Source organism: Staphylococcus sp. EG-SA-15 (assembly GCF_017151895.1).
Lineage (GTDB): Bacteria > Bacillota > Bacilli > Staphylococcales > Staphylococcaceae > Staphylococcus > Staphylococcus aureus.
In genome coordinates, this window is sequence record NZ_JACVZN010000026.1 from 24,494 (window position 1) to 40,860 (window position 16,367).

A 16,367-nucleotide genomic window follows, 5' to 3' on the forward strand; every position below is an offset into this window, starting at 1 on the left:
GTAGCAGTTAATTCAAAATCTGCAACAGTTTCAGCAGAATAGGGGCTTTCAAAATAAATCAAAGGAGAATAATTTATGACTAAAACTTTAAAGGTTTATAAAGGAGACGACGTCGTAGCTTCTGAACAAGGTGAAGGCAAAGTGTCAGTAACTTTATCTAATTTAGAAGCGGATACAACTTATCCAAAAGGTACTTACCAAGTGGCATGGGAAGAAAATGGTAAAGAATCTAGTAAAGTTGATGTACCTCAATTCAAAACCAATCCAATTCTAGTCTCAGGCGTATCATTTACACCAGAAACTAAATCAATTATGGTAAATACCGATGACAATGTTGAGCCAAACATTGCACCAAGCACAGCAACGAATAAAATATTGAAATATACAAGTGAACATCCAGAATTTGTTACTGTAGATGAAAATACAGGAGCAATTCACGGTGTAGCTGAAGGTACTTCAGTAATCACTGCTACGTCTACTGATGGAAGCGATAAGTCAGGACAAATTTCAGTGACAGTAACAAACGGATAGGGATTTAAGGCGCAGTATATCTGCGTCTTTTTTATTTGAATAAAAGGAGCTAATACAATGATTAAATTTGAAATTAAAGATCGTAAAACAGGAAAAACAGAGAGCTATACAAAAGAAGATGTAACAATGGGCGAAGCAGAAAAATGCTATGAGTATTTAGAATTAGTAAATCAAGAGAATAAAAAAGAAGCACCTAACGCAACAAAAATGAGACAAAAAGAGCGACAGTTATTAGTAGATTTATTTAAAGATGAAGGATTGACTGAAGAAGATGTTCTGAACAAGATGAGTACTAAAACTTATACAAAAGCCTTACAAGATATATTTCGAGAAATCAATGGTGAAGATGAAGAAGATTCAGAAACTGAACCAGAAGAGATGGGAAAGACAGAAGAATAATCTCAATAAAAGACATTTTATCGAACATTAAGAAAATACAACGTTTCTGTATGGAGCAGTATGGGTGGACATTAACTGAAGTCAGAAAACAGCCGTATGTAAAACTTTTAGAAATACTTAATGAAGAGAATAAAGAAGAGACTGAAGAAAAACAAAGTGAACAAAAAGTCATTACAGGTACGGATTTAAGAAAACTTTTTGGAAGCTAGAAAGGAGGTTAATATGAATGAAAAAGTAGAAGGCATGACCTTGGAGCTGAAATTAGACCATTTAGGTGTCCAAGAAGGCATGAAAGGTTTAAAGCGACAATTAGGTGTTGTTAATAGTGAAATGAAAGCTAATCTGTCAGCATTTGATAAGTCTGAAAAATCAATGGAAAAATATCAGGCGAGAATTAAGGGGTTAAATGATAGGCTTAAAGTTCAAAAAAAGATGTATTCTCAAGTAGAAGATGAGCTTAAACAAGTTAACGCTAATTACCAAAAAGCTAAATCCAGTGTAAAAGATGTTGAGAAAGCATATTTAAAGTTAGTAGAAGCCAATAAAAAAGAAAAATTAGCTCTTGATAAATCTAAAGAAGCCTTAAAATCATCGAATACAGAACTTAAAAAAGCTGAAAATCAATATAAACGTACAAATCAACGTAAACAAGATGCGTATCAAAAACTTAAACAGTTGAGAGATGCAGAACAAAAGCTTAAGAATAGTAACCAAGCTACTACTGCACAACTAAAAAGAGCAAGTGACGCAGTACAGAAGCAGTCCGCTAAGCATAAAGCACTTGTTGAACAATATAAACAAGAAGGCAATCAAGTTCAAAAACTAAAAGTGCAAAATGACAATCTTTCAAAATCAAATGATAAAATTGAAAGTTCTTACGCTAAAACTAATACTAAATTAAAGCAAACAGAAAAAGAATTTAATGATTTAAACAATACTATTAAGAATCATAGCGCTAATGTCGCAAAAGTTGAAACAGCTGTTAATAAAGAAAAAGCTGCTTTAAATAATTTGGAGCGTTCAATAGATAAAGCTTCATCCGAAATGAAGACTTTTAACAAAGAACAAATGATAGCTCAAAGTCATTTCGGTAAACTTGCAAGTCAAGCGGATGTCATGTCAAAGAAATTTAGTTCTATTGGAAACAAAATGACTTCCCTGGGACGTACAATGACGATGGGCGTATCTACACCGATTACTTTAGGTTTAGGTGCAGCATTAAAAACGAGTGCAGACTTTGAAGGGCAAATGTCTCGAGTTGGAGCGATTGCACAAGCAAGCAGTAAAGACTTAAAAAGCATGTCTAATCAAGCGGTTGACTTAGGAGCTAAAACAAGTAAAAGTGCTAACGAAGTTGCTAAAGGTATGGAAGAATTGGCAGCTTTAGGCTTTAATGCCAAACAAACAATGGAGGCTATGCCAGGTGTTATCAGCGCAGCAGAAGCAAGTGGTGCAGAAATGGCTACAACTGCAACTGTAATGGCTTCAGCGATTAACTCTTTCGGTTTAAAAGCATCTGATGCAAATCATGTTGCTGATTTACTTGCGAGATCAGCAAATGATAGTGCTGCAGATATTCAATATATGGGAGATGCATTAAAATATGCAGGTACTCCAGCAAAAGCATTAGGAGTTTCAATAGAGGACACTTCTGCAGCAATTGAAGTTTTATCTAACTCAGGTTTAGAGGGGTCTCAAGCAGGTACTGCATTAAGAGCTTCGTTTATTAGGCTAGCTAATCCAAGTAAAAGTACAGCTAAGGAAATGAAAAAATTAGGTATTCATTTGTCTGATGCTAAAGGTGAGTTTGTTGGAATGGGCGAATTGATTAGACAGTTCCAAGACAACATGAAAGGCATGACACGAGAACAAAAACTAGCTACAGTGGCTACAATAGTTGGTACTGAAGCAGCAAGTGGATTTTTAGCCTTGATTGAAGCGGGGCCAGATAAAATTAATAACTATAGTAAATCCTTAAAGAATTCCAATGGCGAAAGTAAAAAAGCAGCAGATTTGATGAAAGATAATCTCAAAGGCGCTCTGGAACAATTAGGTGGCGCTTTTGAATCGTTAGCAATTGAAGTTGGTAAAGATTTAACGCCTATGATTAGAGCAGGTGCGGAAGGATTAACAAAATTAGTTGATGGATTTACACATCTTCCTGGTTGGGTTAGAAAGGCTTCGGTAGGCTTAGCAATTTTTGGTGCATCTATTGGTCCTGCTGTTCTTGCTGGAGGCTTATTAATACGTGCAGTTGGAAGCGCGGCCAAAGGATATGCATCATTAAATAGACGCATTGCTGAAAATACAATACTTTCTAATACCAATTCAAAAGCAATGAAATCTTTAGGTCTTCAAACCTTATTTCTTGGTTCTACAACAGGAAAAACGTCAAAAGGCTTTAAAGGATTAGCCGGAGCTATGTTGTTTAATTTAAAACCTATAAATGTTTTGAAAAATACTGCAAATCTAGCAATCTTGCCTTTTAAACTTTTAGGTAAAGGAATAGGATTAGCTTCTAAAAGTGTTTTTGCCTTTAGTGGTGGAGCTAGAGGTTTAGGAATAGCTTTACGTTTTATAACAGGTCCTATTGGTGCAACAATAACTGCTATTACAATTGCTTATAAAGTTTTTAAGACCACATATGATCATGTGGAATGGTTCAGAAAAGGTATTAACGGTTTAGGAGAAACTATAAAGTTTTTTGGTGGCAAAATCATCGGCGGTGCTGTTAGAAAGCTCGGAGAGTTTAAAAATTATCTTGGAAGTATAGGGAGAAGTTTCAAAGAAAAATTTTCAAAAGATATGAAAGATGGCTATAAATCATTAAGTGATGATGACCTTCTGAAAGTAGGAGTCAACAAGTTTAAAGGGTTTATGCAAACCATGGGCACAGCTTCTAAAAAAGCATCTGATACTGTAAAAGTGTTAGGGAAAGGTGTTTCAAAAGAAACAGAAAAAGCTTTAGAAAAGTACGTACACTATTCTGAAGAGAACAACAGAATCATGGAAAAAGTACGTTTAAACTCGGGTCAAATAACAGAAGACAAAGCAAAAAAACTTTTGAAAATTGAAACGGATTTATCTAATAACCTTATAGCTGAAATAGAAAAAAGAAATAAAAAGGAACTCGAAAAAACTCAAGAACTTATTGATAAGTATAGTGCATTCGATGAACAAGAAAAGCAAAACATTTTAACTCGAACTAAAGAAAAAAATGATTTGCGAATTAAAAAAGAGCAAGAACTCAATCAGAAAATCAAAGAATTGAAAGAAAAAGCTTTGAGTGATGGTCAGATTTCAGAAAATGAAAGAAAAGAAATTGAAAAGCTTGAAAATCAAAGACGTGACATCACTGTTAAAGAATTGAGTAAGACTGAAAAAGAGCAAGAGCGTATTTTAGTAAGAATGCAAAGAAACAGAAATGCTTATTCAATAGACGAAGCGAGCAAAGCAATTAAAGAAGCAGAAAAAGCAAGAAAGGCAAGAAAAAAAGAAGTAGACAAGCAGTATGAAGATGATGTCATTGCTATAAAAAATAACGTCAACCTTTCTAAGTCTGAAAAAGATAAATTGTTAGCTATTGCTGATCAAAGACATAAGGATGAAGTAAGAAAGGCAAAATCTAAAAAAGATGCTGTAGTAGACGTTGTTAAAAAGCAAAATAAAGATATTGATAAAGAGATGGATTTATCCAGTGGTCGTGTATATAAAAATACTGAAAAGTGGTGGAATGGTCTTAAAAGTTGGTGGTCTAACTTCAGAGAAGACCAAAAGAAGAAAAGTGATAAATACGCTAAAGAACAAGAAGAAACAGCTCATAGAAACAGAGAAAATATAAAGAAATGGTTTGGAAATGCTTGGGACGGCGTAAAAACTAAAACTGGCGAAGCCTTTAGTAAAATGGGAAGAAATGCTAATCATTTTGGCGGCGAAATGAAAAAAATGTGGAGTGGAATCAAAGGGATTCCAAACAAATTAAGTTCAAGTTGGAGCTCAGCCAAAAGTTCTGTAGGATATCACACTAAGGCTATAGCTAATAGTACTGGTAAATGGTTTGGAAAAGCTTGGCAATCTGTTAAATCGACTACAGGAAGTATTTACAATCAAACTAAGCAAAAGTATTCAGATGCCTCAGATAAAGCTTGGGCGCATTCAAAATCTATTTGGAGAGGCACATCAAAATGGTTTAGCAATGCATATAAAAGTGCAAAGGGCTGGCTAACGGATATGGCTAATAAATCGCGCTCGAAATGGGATAATATTTCTAGTACAGCATGGTCGAATGCAAAATCCGTTTGGAAAGGAACATCGAAATGGTTTAGTAACTCATACAAATCTTTAAAAGGTTGGACTGGGGATATGTATTCAAGAGCCCACGATCGTTTTGATGCAATTTCAAGTTCGGCATGGTCTAACGCTAAATCAGTATTTAATGGTTTTAGAAAATGGCTATCAAGAACATATGATTGGATTAGAGATATTGGTAAAGACATGGGCAGAGCTGCGGCTGATTTAGGTAAAAATGTTGCTAATAAAGCTATTGGCGGTTTGAATAGCATGATTGGCGGTATTAATAAAATATCTAAAGCCATTACTGATAAAAATCTCATCAAGCCAATACCTACATTGTCTACTGGTACTTTAGCAGGAAAAGGTGTAGCTACCGATAATTCGGGAGCATTAACGCAACCGACATTTGCTGTATTAAATGATAGAGGTTCTGGAAATGCCCCAGGTGGTGGAGTTCAAGAAGTAATTCACAGAGCTGACGGAACATTCCATGCACCCCAAGGACGAGATGTGGTTGTTCCACTAGGAGTTGGAGATAGTGTAATAAATGCCAATGACACTCTGAAGTTACAGCGGATGGGTGTTTTGCCAAAATTCCATGGTGGTACGAAAAAGAAAAAATGGATGGAACAAGTTACTGAAAATCTTGGTAAAAAAGCAGGGGACTTCGGTTCTAAAGCTAAAAACACAGCTCATAATATCAAAAAAGGTGCAGAAGAAATGGTTGAAGCGGCAGGCGATAAAATCAAAGATGGTGCATCTTGGTTAGGCGATAAAATTGGCGATGTGTGGGATTATGTACAACATCCAGGGAAACTAGTAAATAAAGTAATGTCAGGTTTAAATATTAATTTTGGAGGCGGAGCTAACGCTACAGTAAAAATTGCTAAAGGCGCGTACTCATTGCTCAAAAAGAAATTAGTAGACAAAGTAAAATCGTGGTTTGAAGATTTTGGTGGCGGAGGCGATGGAAGCTATCTATTTGACCATCCAATTTGGCAAAGGTTTGGGAGTTACACAGGTGGACTTAACTTTAATGGCGGTCGTCACTATGGTATCGACTTTGGTATGCCTACAGGAACGAACATTTATGCTGTTAAAGGCGGTATAGCTGATAAAGTATGGACTGATTACGGTGGCGGTAATTCTATACAAATTAAGACCGGTGCTAACGAATGGAATTGGTATATGCATTTATCTAAGCAATTAGCAAGACAAGGCCAACGTATTAAAGCTGGTCAACTGATAGGGAAATCCGGTGCTACAGGTAATTTCGTTAGAGGAGCACACTTACATTTCCAATTGATGAGAGGTTCACATCCAGGTAATGATACAGCAGTAGATCCTATGAAATGGTTGAAGTCACTTAAAGGTGGCGGTGGCAAGGTCGGCGGAAGCGGATACGAGAATGCAAAAAGAGCTATTCTAAGAGCACAATCAATTTTAGGTGGACGATATAGATCTGACTATATCACTACTCAGATGTTAAGAGTAGCCAAGCGTGAAAGTAACTATCAGGCAGATGCTATTAACAACTGGGATTCCAACGCAAGAGCAGGTACACCGTCTAAAGGTATGTTCCAAATGATTGAACCTTCATTTAGAGCTTTTGCTAAGCCAGGACATGGAAATATTTATAATCCTACTGATGAGGCGATTTCAGCAATGAAATACATTGTTGCTAAGTACGGTTGGGGAGGCTTTAAACGCGCAGGAGATTATGCCTATGCGAATGGAGGTCTTATAACTAAACATCAAATCGCTGAAGTGGGGGAAGGAGATAAACCAGAAATGGTTATTCCGTTGACACGACGCAAAAGAGCAATGCAATTAACTGAACAGGTTATGCGCATCATCGGTATGGATGGCAAGCAAAATAACATCACTGTAAATAATGATACTTCTACGGTTGAAAAATTATTGAAACAAATTGTTATGCTAACGGATAAAGGAAATAAATTAACAGATGCATTGATTCAAACTGTTTCTTCTCAGGATAATAACTTAAGCTCTAGTGATGCAATTAGAGATTTAGAAAAGGTATTGTCAAAACAAAGTGGACATAGAGCAAATGCAAATAATTATATGGGAGGTTTGACTAATTAATGCAATCTTTTGTAAAAATCATAGATGGTTACAAGGAAGAAGTAATAACAGATTTTAATCAACTTATATTTTTAGATGCAAGGGCTGAAAGTCCTAACACTAATGATAATAGTGTAACTATTAACGGAGTAGATGGTATTTTACCGGGCGCAATTAGTTTTGCGCCTTTTTCATTAGTATTAAGGTTTGGCTATGATGGTATAGATGTTATAGATTTAAATTTATTTGAGCATTGGTTTAGATCTGTATTTAATCGTAGACATCCTTATTATGTTATTACTTCTCAAATGCCTGGCGTTAAATACGCAGTGAATACAGCTAATGTTACATCTAATTTAAAAGATGGTTCTTCAACTGAAATTGAAGTAAGTTTAAATGTTTATAAAGGATATTCTGAATCAGTTAATTGGACTGATAGCGAGTTCTTATTCGACTCTAATTGGATGTTTGAAAATGGAATTCCTATTGATTTCACACCTAAATATACTCATACATCAAATCAATTCACTATTTGGAACGGTTCTACTGATACGATAAATCCACGATTCAAGCACGATTTAAAAATATTAATTAATTTAAATGCGAGTGGAGGATTTGAACTGGTTAACTATACAACAGGTGATATTTTTAAATACAAGAAAAGCATAGATAAAAACACTGATTTTGTTTTAGATGGTGTGTATGCATATCGAGATATAAATAGAGTCGGAATTGATACAAATAGGGGCATTATAACATTAGCGCCAGGTAAAAATGAATTTAAGATTAAAGGAGACGTCAGTGATATTAAAACAACATTTAAGTTTCCTTTTATTTATAGGTAGGTGATTTAATGGATTATCATGATCATTTATCAGTAATGGATTTTAATGAATTGATTTGTGAAAATTTACTAGACGTAGATTACGGTTCTTTTAAAGAATATTATGAACTGAATGAAGCTAGGTATATCACCTTTACAGTGTATAGAACTACTCATAATAGTTTTGTTTTTGATTTATTGATTTGTGAAAACTTCATAATTTATCATGGTGAAAAATACACAATTAAGCAGACAGCGCCAAAGGTTGAAGGTGATAAAGTTTTTATTGAAGTTACGGCATATCACATAATGTATGAATTTCAAAATCACTCAGTGGAATCAAATAAGCTTGATGACGACACTAGCGAAACTGGTAAAATACCAGAATATTCTTTAGATGAGTACTTAAGATATGGATTTGCAAATCAAAAAACGTCAGTCAAGATGACCTATAAAATAATTGGAGATTTTAAAAGAAAAATACCAATTGATGAATTAGGTAACAAAAATGGCTTAGAATATTGTAAAGAAGCAGTAGATTTGTTTGGTTGTATTATTTATCCAAATGATACGGAGATATGTTTTTATTCTCCTGAAACATTCTATCAAAGAAGTGAAAAAGTAATAAGGTATCAATATAATACTGATACTGTGTCTGCTACTGTCAGTACGTTGGAATTAAGAACAGCTATAAAAGTTTTTGGGAAAAAGTACACAGCCGAGGAAAAGAAAAATTATAATCCTATTAAAACAACTGACATTAATTACTCAAATGATTTCATAAAAGAAGGCACTTATCGCACAGAAACAATTGGTTCTAAAGCAACTATTAACTTTGATTGCAAGTATGGTAATGAAACAGTTAGATTTACAATCAAAAAAGGTTCCCAAGGTGGAATATATAAGTTGATTTTAGACGGCAAGCAAATTAAGCAAATTTCTTGTTTTGCTAAGTCGGTTCAGTCTGAAACAATAGATTTAATAAAAAATATTGATAAAGGCAAGCACGTTTTAGAAATGATATTTTTAGGAGAAGACCCCAAAAATAGAATTGATATCTCTTCAAATAAAAAAGCTAAGCCTTGTATGTACGTTGGAACTAAAAAATCAACAGTCTTAAATTTAATTGCTGACAATTCAGGTCGCAATCAATACAAAGCAATTGTTGACTACGTCGCAGATAGTGCAAAGCAGTTTGGGATTCGATATGCTAATACGCAAACAAATGAAGATATCGAAACACAGGATAAGTTGCTAGAATTTGCAAAAAAGCAAATAAATGATACTCCTAAGACTGAATTAGATGTTAATTATATGGGTTATGAAAAAATAGAGCCAAGAGATAGCGTATTCTTTGTTCATGAATTAATGGGATATAACACTGAATTAAAGGTTGTTAAACTTGATAGGTCACACCCATTTGTAAACGCAATAGATGAAGTGTCTTTCAGCAATGAAATAAAAGATATGGTACAAATTCAACAAGCGCTTAACAGACGAGTTATTGCACAAGATAATAGATATAACTATCAAGCAAATCGTATAAATCATTTATACACTAGTACTTTGAATTCTCCTTTCGAGACAATGGATATAGGGAGTGTATTAATATAATGGCAACAGAAGAAGTTAAAATCAAAGCGCTACTTGAAAACGATAAACAGTACTTTCCAGCTACACATTGGAAAGCTATAAACGGGGTACCTTATGCAGGGAGTAGTGATATTGATGGACTACCTCAAGACGGTATCATTTCGGTAGATGATAAAAATAAATTAGATAATTTAAAAATAGGCGAAGCAGGAATTATTCAAAATAGCATTGTACAGAAATCCCCAAACGGTAAATTGTGGAAAATAACAGTTGACGATAGTGGGAAACTTGGTACAGTGCTATTTTATTAGAAAGGAAGGTGCATTATGGAAAATTTGTATTTAATAAAGGATTTGGGAGCTTTAGCAGGTCGAGATTATAGAGCTAAGGAAATACAAAACTTACAAAGAATAGAGCAATTTGCGCTTGGATTGACAACAGAGTTTAAGTTGCATCAGAAAGCTAAAACAATTCAACACTTCGCTGAGCAAATTTATTATAATGGTAGATCGCAAGCAGCAGTAAATAAATCTTTACAAAGTCAAATTAACGCACTTGTTTTGGCACCGCGTAATAATAGCGCTAATGAGATTGTTCAAGCTCGAGTTAATGTAAATGGCGAAACCTTTGATACATTAAAAGAACATTTAGACGATTGGGAAACCAAAACTCAAAATAATAAAGAAGAAACTATAAGAGAACTAAATAAGGCTAAACAACAAATTCTTGATATCGAGTACCGTTTTGAACCTGATAAGCAAGAATTTTTATTTGTAACAGAACTTGCACCACTTACAAATGCAGTGATGCAATCCTTCTGGTTTGATAATAGAACAGGCATAGTATACATGACACAAGCTAGAAATAACGGCTATATGCTAAGTCGTTTAAGACCTAATGGTCAATTTATAGATAGCTCATTAATTGTAGGCGGAGGTCATGGTACGCACAACGGCTATAGATATATTGATGATGAGTTATGGATATATAGTTTTATTTTAAATGGTAATAATGAAAACACATTAGTTCGCTTTAAGTACACGCCTAATGTAGAGATTAGTTATGGCAAGTATGGTATGCAAGACGTATTTACAGGACATCCAGAAAAGCCTTATATCACACCAGTCATAAATGAAAAAGAAAATAAAATTCTATACAGAATTGAGAGACCTAGAAGTCAATGGGAACTTGAAAACTCTATGAATTATATAGAGATAAGAAGTTTAGACGATGTTGATAAGAACATTGATAAAGTTTTGTATAAAATTAGCATTCCTATGAGACTAACAAATGAAACTCAGCCAATGCAAGGTGTGACTTTTGATGAAAAATACTTGTATTGGTACACAGGAGATAGTAATCCGAATAATAGAAACTATTTAACGGCTTTCGATTTAGAAACAGGAGAAGAAGCATATCAAGTTAATGCTGATTATGGTGGAACACTTGATTCATTTCCTGGTGAATTTGCGGAAGCAGAGGGTCTACAAATATACTATGATAAAGATAGCGGTAAAAAGGCTTTGATGCTAGGTGTTACTGTTGGTGGCGATGGAAATAGAACACATCGTATTTTCATGATTGGCCAAAGAGGGATTTTAGAAATTCTGCACTCTAGAGGCGTCCCTTTTATCATGAGTGACACAGGCGGTAGAGTTAAGCCCTTACCAATGAGACCTGATAAACTAACAAATCTTGGAATGTTAACAGAGCCTGGTCTTTATTATTTATATACAGATCATACAGTTCAAATTGACGATTTCCCACTACCAAGAGAATGGCGCGATGCAGGTTGGTTCTTGGAAGTAAAACCACCACAAACTGGTGGAGATGTTATTCAGATATTAACGCGTAATAGTTATGCAAGAAACATGATGACTTTTGAAAGGGTGCTTTCTGGGAGAACTGGAGACATTTCGGACTGGAATTATGTGCCTAAAAATAGTGGTAAATGGGAGAGAGTACCTTCATTCATCACAAAAATGTCAGATATTAACATAGTAGGTATGTCGTTTTATTTAACTACGGATGATACAAAACGTTTTACAGATTTTCCAACTGAACGTAAAGGGGTAGCTGGTTGGAACTTATATGTAGAAGCTTCAAACACAGGTGGTTTTGTTCATAGGCTAGTTCGCAATAGTGTTACAGCATCTTGTGAAATACTATTGAAGAACTATGATAGCAAAACAAGTTCAGGGCCATGGACTTTACACGAAGGGAGAATTATAAGTTAATGAGTAATTTAGAAAAATCTGTAAATATTAATTTAGAGAATACAGCGCATTATGAAAATATTTCAAATCTAGATATAACTTTTAGAACAGGAGAGAGTGATTCTTCTGTTCTTCTTTTTAATATCACTAAAAATAATCAACCTTTATTATTGAGTGAAGAAAATATCAAAGCAAGAATAGCGATTCGAGGTAAAGGAGTCATGGTAGTTGCTCCACTAGAAATATTAGATCCATTTAAAGGTATATTAAAATTTCAATTACCTAATGATGTGATTAAACGAGATGGAAGTTATCAAGCTCAAGTTTCGGTTGCAGAATTAGGTAATTCAGACGTGGTAGTTGTCGAGAGAACTATCACATTTAACGTTGAAAAAAGTTTGTTTAGCAAGATTCCCTCTGAAACAAAACTGCACTATATTGTTGAGTTTCAAGAATTAGAAAAAACTATTATGGATCGTGCGAAAGCAATGGACGAGGCTATAAAAAATGGTGAAGATTATGCGAGTCTGATTGAAAAAGCTAAAGAAAAAGGGCTATCAGATATTCAAATAGCAAAATCGTCAAGTATAGATGAATTAAAGCAACTCGCTAATAGCCGTATAACCGATTTGGAGAATAAAGCGCAAGCTTATTCAAGAACATTCGATGAGCAAAAGCGATATATGGATGAGAAACATGAGGCTTTCAAGCAGTCAGTGAATAGCGGCGGTTTAGTCACAAGTGGTTCAACTTCAAATTGGCAAAAATCTAAGATTACTAAAGACGACGGTAAAATAACACAGATTACTGGATTTGATTTTAATAATCCAGAACAAAGAGTAGGAGATTCAACCCAATTTATTTACGTCTCACAAGCCATAAATTATCCAAGAGGCGTAAGCACTAATGGTATTGTCGAATATTTAGTAGTAACTTCCGACTACAAACGTATGACATATCGTCCAAATGGTACAAATAAAGTATTTGTTAAGAGAAAAGAAGCAGGTTCTTGGTCTGATTGGTCAGAATTAGCCCTTAATGATTACAATACGCCTTTTGAAACTGTTCAAAACGCGCAATCAAAAGCTAATACGGCTGAAAGCAACGCCAAACTATACACAGATGACAAGTTTAATAAAAGATATTCAGTTATTTTTGATGGGACGGCAAATGGCGTTGGCTCAACATTATATCTTAATGAAAGTTTAGATCAATTTATTTTGTTAATTTTTTATGGAACTTTTCCAGGGGGAGATTTTACTGAGTTTGGCAACCCCTTTGGTGGCGGGAAAATTTCATTGAACCCATCAAATTTACCGGATAATGACGGTAACGGTGGAGGCGTTTATGAGTTTGGGTTAACTAAATCTAGTCGTACATCTTTAACAATATCGAACGATGTTTATTTCGACTTAGGAAGTCAAAGAGGTTCTGGTGCCAATGCAAATAGAGGAACAATCAACAAAATTATAGGAGTGAGAAAATAATGCAAATATTAGTTAACAAGCGTAATGAGATAATTTCATACGCTATCATTGGTGGCTTTGAAGAAGGTATTGATATTGAAAATTTACCAGAAAATTTCTCTCAAGTTTTTAGACCTAAAGCCTTTAAATATTCAAATGGGGAAATAGTTTTTAACGAAGATTATTCAGAAGAAAAAGATGACTTGCATCAACAGATTGACAGTGAAGAACAAAACACAGTCGCTTCTGATGACATCTTACGAAAAATGGTTGCTAGTATGCAGAAACAAGTTGTTCAAAGTACAAAGTTATCGATGCAAGTTAATAAGCAAAATGCACTAATGGCAAAACAACTTGTGACACTTAATAAAAAATTAGAAGAGGTTAAAGGAGAGACTGAAAATGCTTAAATTAATTTCACCAACATTCGAAGATATTAAAACATGGTATCAATTGAAAGAATATAGTAAAGAAGATATAGCGTGGTATGTAGATATGGAAGTTATAGATAAAGAGGAATATGCAATTATTACAGGAGAAAAGTATCCAGAAAATCTAGAGTCATAGGTTATAATCTTATGGCTTTTTAATTTGAATAAAGTGGGTGGTGTAATGTTTGGATTTACCAAACGACACGAACAAGATTGGCGTTTAACGCGATTAGAAGAAAATGATAAGACTATGTTTGAAAAATTCGACAGAATAGAAGACAGTCTGAGAACGCAAGAAAAAATTTATGACAAGTTAGATAGAAATTTCGAAGAACTAAGGCGTGACAAAGAAGAAGATGAAAAAAATAAAGAGAAAAATGCTAAAAATATTAGAGACATCAAGATGTGGATTCTAGGATTAATAGGGACGATTCTAAGTACATTTGTTATAGCCTTGTTAAAAACTATTTTTGGCATTTAAAGGAGGTGATTACCATGCTTAAGGGAATTTTAGGATATAGCTTTTGGTCGTGTTTCTGGTTTAGTAAGTGTAAGTAATAGTTAAGAGTCAGTGCTTCGGCACTGGCTTTTTATTTTGGATAAAAGGAGCAAACAAATGGATGCAAAAGTAATAACAAGATACATCGTATTGATCTTAGCATTAGTAAATCAATTCTTAGCGAACAAAGGTATTAGCCCGATTCCAGTAGACGATGAGACTATATCATCAATAATACTTACTGTTGTTGCTTTATATACTACGTATAAAGACAATCCAACATCTCAAGAAGGTAAATGGGCAAATCAAAAGCTAAAGAAATATAAAGCTGAAAACAAGTATAGAAAAGCAACAGGGCAAGCGCCAATTAAAGAAGTAATGACACCTACGAATATGAACGACACAAATGATTTAGGGTAGGTGTTGACCAATGTTGATAACAAAAAACCAAGCAGAAAAATGGTTTGATAATTCATTAGGGAAGCAGTTCAATCCTGATTTGTTTTATGGATTTCAGTGTTACGATTACGCAAATATGTTTTTTATGATAGCAACAGGCGAAAGGTTACAAGGTTTATACGCTTATAATATTCCATTTGATAATAAAGCAAGGATTGAAAAATACGGGCAAATAATTAAAAACTATGATAGCTTTTTACCGCAAAAGTTGGACATTGTCGTTTTCCCGTCAAAGTATGGTGGCGGAGCTGGACATGTTGAAATTGTTGAGAGCGCTAATCTAAACACTTTCACATCGTTTGGCCAAAATTGGAATGGTAAAGGTTGGACAAATGGCGTTGCGCAACCTGGTTGGGGTCCCGAAAGCGTTACAAGACATGTTCATTATTACGATGACCCAATGTATTTTATTAGATTAAATTTCCCAGATAAAGTAAGTGTTGGAGATAAAGCTAAAAGCGTTATTAAGCAAGCAACTGCCAAAAAGCAAGCAGTAATTAAACCTAAAAAAATTATGCTTGTAGCCGGTCATGGTTATAACGATCCTGGAGCAGTCGGAAACGGAACAAATGAACGTGATTTTATCCGTAAATATATAACACCAAATATCGCTAAGTATTTAAGACATGCAGGTCACGAAGTTGCATTATATGGTGGCTCAAGTCAATCACAAGATATGTATCAAGATACTGCTTACGGTGTTAATGTAGGAAATAATAAAGATTATGGCTTATATTGGGTTAAATCACAGGGGTATGACATTGTTCTAGAGATTCATTTAGACGCAGCAGGAGAAAGTGCAAGTGGTGGGCATGTTATTATTTCAAGTCAATTCAATGCAGATACTATTGATAAAAGTATACAAGATGTTATTAAAAATAACTTAGGACAAATAAGAGGTGTAACACCTCGTAATGATTTACTGAACGTTAATGTATCAGCAGAAATAAATATCAATTATCGTTTATCTGAATTAGGTTTTATTACTAATAAAAAAGATATGGATTGGATTAAGAAGAATTATGACTTGTATTCTAAATTAATAGCTGGTGCGATTCATGGTAAGCCTATAGGTGGTTTGGTAGCTGGTAATGTTAAAACATCAGCTAAAAACCAAAAGAATCCGCCAGTGCCAGCAGGTTATACACCCGATAAAAATAATGTACCGTATAAAAAAGAAACTGGTTATTACACAGTTGCCAATGTTAAAGGTAATAACGTGAGGGATGGCTATTCAACTAATTCAAGAATTACAGGTGTATTACCTAATAACGCAACAATCAAATATGACGGAGCATATTGCATCAATGGGTATAGATGGATTACTTATATTGCTAATAGTGGACAACGTCGTTATATTGCTACAGGAGAGGTAGACAAGGCAGGTAATAGAATAAGCAGTTTTGGTAAGTTTAGTGCAGTTTGATAATTGTATATGATGAATCTTAGGCAGGTACTTCGGTACTTGCCTATTATTTAAAATTAATAAACAGTTAATTTTTACATGAATATATTAAATTTTAAAAAAACAAACGTTTTTAGTATATAAATTATTTTGTGTTCGTATTGTGT

The 16,367-nt window shown here is 34.3% G+C and carries 14 protein-coding genes; all 14 read left to right on the plus strand.

What is annotated here, in order from left to right; genetic code table 11:
- Positions 1 to 75: 75 nt before the first annotated feature.
- The 14 genes from IDG64_RS10840 to IDG64_RS10905 all read left to right on the plus strand — a co-directional run bounded on the left by IDG64_RS10840 (position 76) and on the right by IDG64_RS10905 (position 16,221).
- On the plus strand, positions 76 to 531 hold the full coding sequence (locus IDG64_RS10840) for an Ig-like domain-containing protein (protein ID WP_000169128.1): 456 nt from the start codon (positions 76 to 78) through the stop codon (positions 529 to 531).
- A gap of 57 nt (positions 532 to 588) precedes the next feature.
- Positions 589 to 930: a phage tail assembly chaperone G gene (gene gpG, locus IDG64_RS10845; RefSeq protein WP_000589166.1), complete on the plus strand. Its 342-nt coding sequence runs from the start codon at positions 589 to 591 to the stop codon at positions 928 to 930.
- 50 nt (positions 931 to 980) lie between these two features.
- Positions 981 to 1,139, plus strand: a complete 159-nt coding sequence (locus tag IDG64_RS10850; protein ID WP_000438833.1) for a hypothetical protein — start codon at positions 981 to 983, stop codon at positions 1,137 to 1,139.
- Positions 1,140 to 1,152: 13 nt separating this feature from the next.
- The gene (locus IDG64_RS10855) at positions 1,153 to 7,329 is read left to right on the plus strand and encodes a phage tail tape measure protein (protein ID WP_001003448.1); all 6,177 of its coding nucleotides are present in this window, start codon (positions 1,153 to 1,155) and stop codon (positions 7,327 to 7,329) included.
- Positions 7,329 to 8,153, plus strand: a complete 825-nt coding sequence (locus IDG64_RS10860; protein ID WP_001190531.1) for a phage tail family protein — start codon at positions 7,329 to 7,331, stop codon at positions 8,151 to 8,153. The genes IDG64_RS10855 and IDG64_RS10860 overlap by 1 nt, the downstream gene beginning before the upstream one ends.
- A gap of 8 nt (positions 8,154 to 8,161) precedes the next feature.
- Positions 8,162 to 9,745 carry a prophage endopeptidase tail family protein gene (locus IDG64_RS10865; protein ID WP_000384478.1) on the plus strand — a complete coding sequence of 528 codons (1,584 nt, stop codon included), beginning with the start codon at positions 8,162 to 8,164 and terminating at the stop codon, positions 9,743 to 9,745.
- Entirely contained in the window at positions 9,745 to 10,035 is a 291-nt protein-coding gene (locus IDG64_RS10870; protein ID WP_000179864.1) for a hypothetical protein, read from the plus strand. The genes IDG64_RS10865 and IDG64_RS10870 overlap by 1 nt, the downstream gene beginning before the upstream one ends.
- 15 nt (positions 10,036 to 10,050) lie before the next feature.
- On the plus strand, positions 10,051 to 11,961 hold the full coding sequence (locus IDG64_RS10875) for a phage baseplate protein (protein ID WP_000429549.1): 1,911 nt from the start codon (positions 10,051 to 10,053) through the stop codon (positions 11,959 to 11,961).
- Positions 11,961 to 13,427, plus strand: a complete 1,467-nt coding sequence (locus IDG64_RS10880) for a BppU family phage baseplate upper protein (protein WP_000067154.1) — start codon at positions 11,961 to 11,963, stop codon at positions 13,425 to 13,427. The genes IDG64_RS10875 and IDG64_RS10880 overlap by 1 nt, the downstream gene beginning before the upstream one ends.
- Positions 13,427 to 13,816, plus strand: coding sequence for a DUF2977 domain-containing protein (locus tag IDG64_RS10885; protein ID WP_001166599.1), 390 nt, complete (start codon positions 13,427 to 13,429; stop codon positions 13,814 to 13,816). The genes IDG64_RS10880 and IDG64_RS10885 overlap by 1 nt, the downstream gene beginning before the upstream one ends.
- Positions 13,809 to 13,973, plus strand: a complete 165-nt coding sequence (locus IDG64_RS10890; RefSeq protein ID WP_000916020.1) for an XkdX family protein — start codon at positions 13,809 to 13,811, stop codon at positions 13,971 to 13,973. Before IDG64_RS10885 ends, IDG64_RS10890 begins: the two co-directional genes overlap by 8 nt.
- Positions 13,974 to 14,018: 45 nt before the next feature.
- Entirely contained in the window at positions 14,019 to 14,318 is a 300-nt protein-coding gene (locus IDG64_RS10895) for a DUF2951 domain-containing protein (protein ID WP_000466784.1), read from the plus strand.
- A gap of 135 nt (positions 14,319 to 14,453) precedes the next feature.
- Positions 14,454 to 14,756 (plus strand): phage holin, encoded by a 303-nt coding sequence (locus IDG64_RS10900; protein WP_000339141.1) that lies wholly within the window; start codon positions 14,454 to 14,456, stop codon positions 14,754 to 14,756.
- 10 nt (positions 14,757 to 14,766) lie between these two features.
- Positions 14,767 to 16,221, plus strand: coding sequence for an N-acetylmuramoyl-L-alanine amidase (locus IDG64_RS10905; protein ID WP_000909199.1), 1,455 nt, complete (start codon positions 14,767 to 14,769; stop codon positions 16,219 to 16,221).
- The last annotated feature ends 146 nt before the right edge of the window (positions 16,222 to 16,367 follow it).

What these genes read in the sequence shown, in the direction of transcription:
- IDG64_RS10895 (WP_000466784.1), top strand. Translation starts at nt 14,019, where the DNA reads ATGTTTGGATTTACCAAACGACACGAACAAGATTGGCGTTTAACGCGA.
- IDG64_RS10900 (WP_000339141.1), top strand. Translation starts at nt 14,454, where the DNA reads ATGGATGCAAAAGTAATAACAAGATACATCGTATTGATCTTAGCATTA.
- IDG64_RS10855 (WP_001003448.1), top strand. Translation starts at nt 1,153, where the DNA reads ATGAATGAAAAAGTAGAAGGCATGACCTTGGAGCTGAAATTAGACCAT.
- IDG64_RS10860 (WP_001190531.1), top strand. Translation starts at nt 7,329, where the DNA reads ATGCAATCTTTTGTAAAAATCATAGATGGTTACAAGGAAGAAGTAATA.
- IDG64_RS10865 (WP_000384478.1), top strand. Translation starts at nt 8,162, where the DNA reads ATGGATTATCATGATCATTTATCAGTAATGGATTTTAATGAATTGATT.
- IDG64_RS10905 (WP_000909199.1), top strand. Translation starts at nt 14,767, where the DNA reads ATGTTGATAACAAAAAACCAAGCAGAAAAATGGTTTGATAATTCATTA.
- IDG64_RS10885 (WP_001166599.1), top strand. Translation starts at nt 13,427, where the DNA reads ATGCAAATATTAGTTAACAAGCGTAATGAGATAATTTCATACGCTATC.
- IDG64_RS10875 (WP_000429549.1), top strand. Translation starts at nt 10,051, where the DNA reads ATGGAAAATTTGTATTTAATAAAGGATTTGGGAGCTTTAGCAGGTCGA.
- gpG (WP_000589166.1), top strand. Translation starts at nt 589, where the DNA reads ATGATTAAATTTGAAATTAAAGATCGTAAAACAGGAAAAACAGAGAGC.
- IDG64_RS10890 (WP_000916020.1), top strand. Translation starts at nt 13,809, where the DNA reads ATGCTTAAATTAATTTCACCAACATTCGAAGATATTAAAACATGGTAT.
- IDG64_RS10840 (WP_000169128.1), top strand. Translation starts at nt 76, where the DNA reads ATGACTAAAACTTTAAAGGTTTATAAAGGAGACGACGTCGTAGCTTCT.
- IDG64_RS10850 (WP_000438833.1), top strand. Translation starts at nt 981, where the DNA reads ATGGAGCAGTATGGGTGGACATTAACTGAAGTCAGAAAACAGCCGTAT.
- IDG64_RS10880 (WP_000067154.1), top strand. Translation starts at nt 11,961, where the DNA reads ATGAGTAATTTAGAAAAATCTGTAAATATTAATTTAGAGAATACAGCG.
- IDG64_RS10870 (WP_000179864.1), top strand. Translation starts at nt 9,745, where the DNA reads ATGGCAACAGAAGAAGTTAAAATCAAAGCGCTACTTGAAAACGATAAA.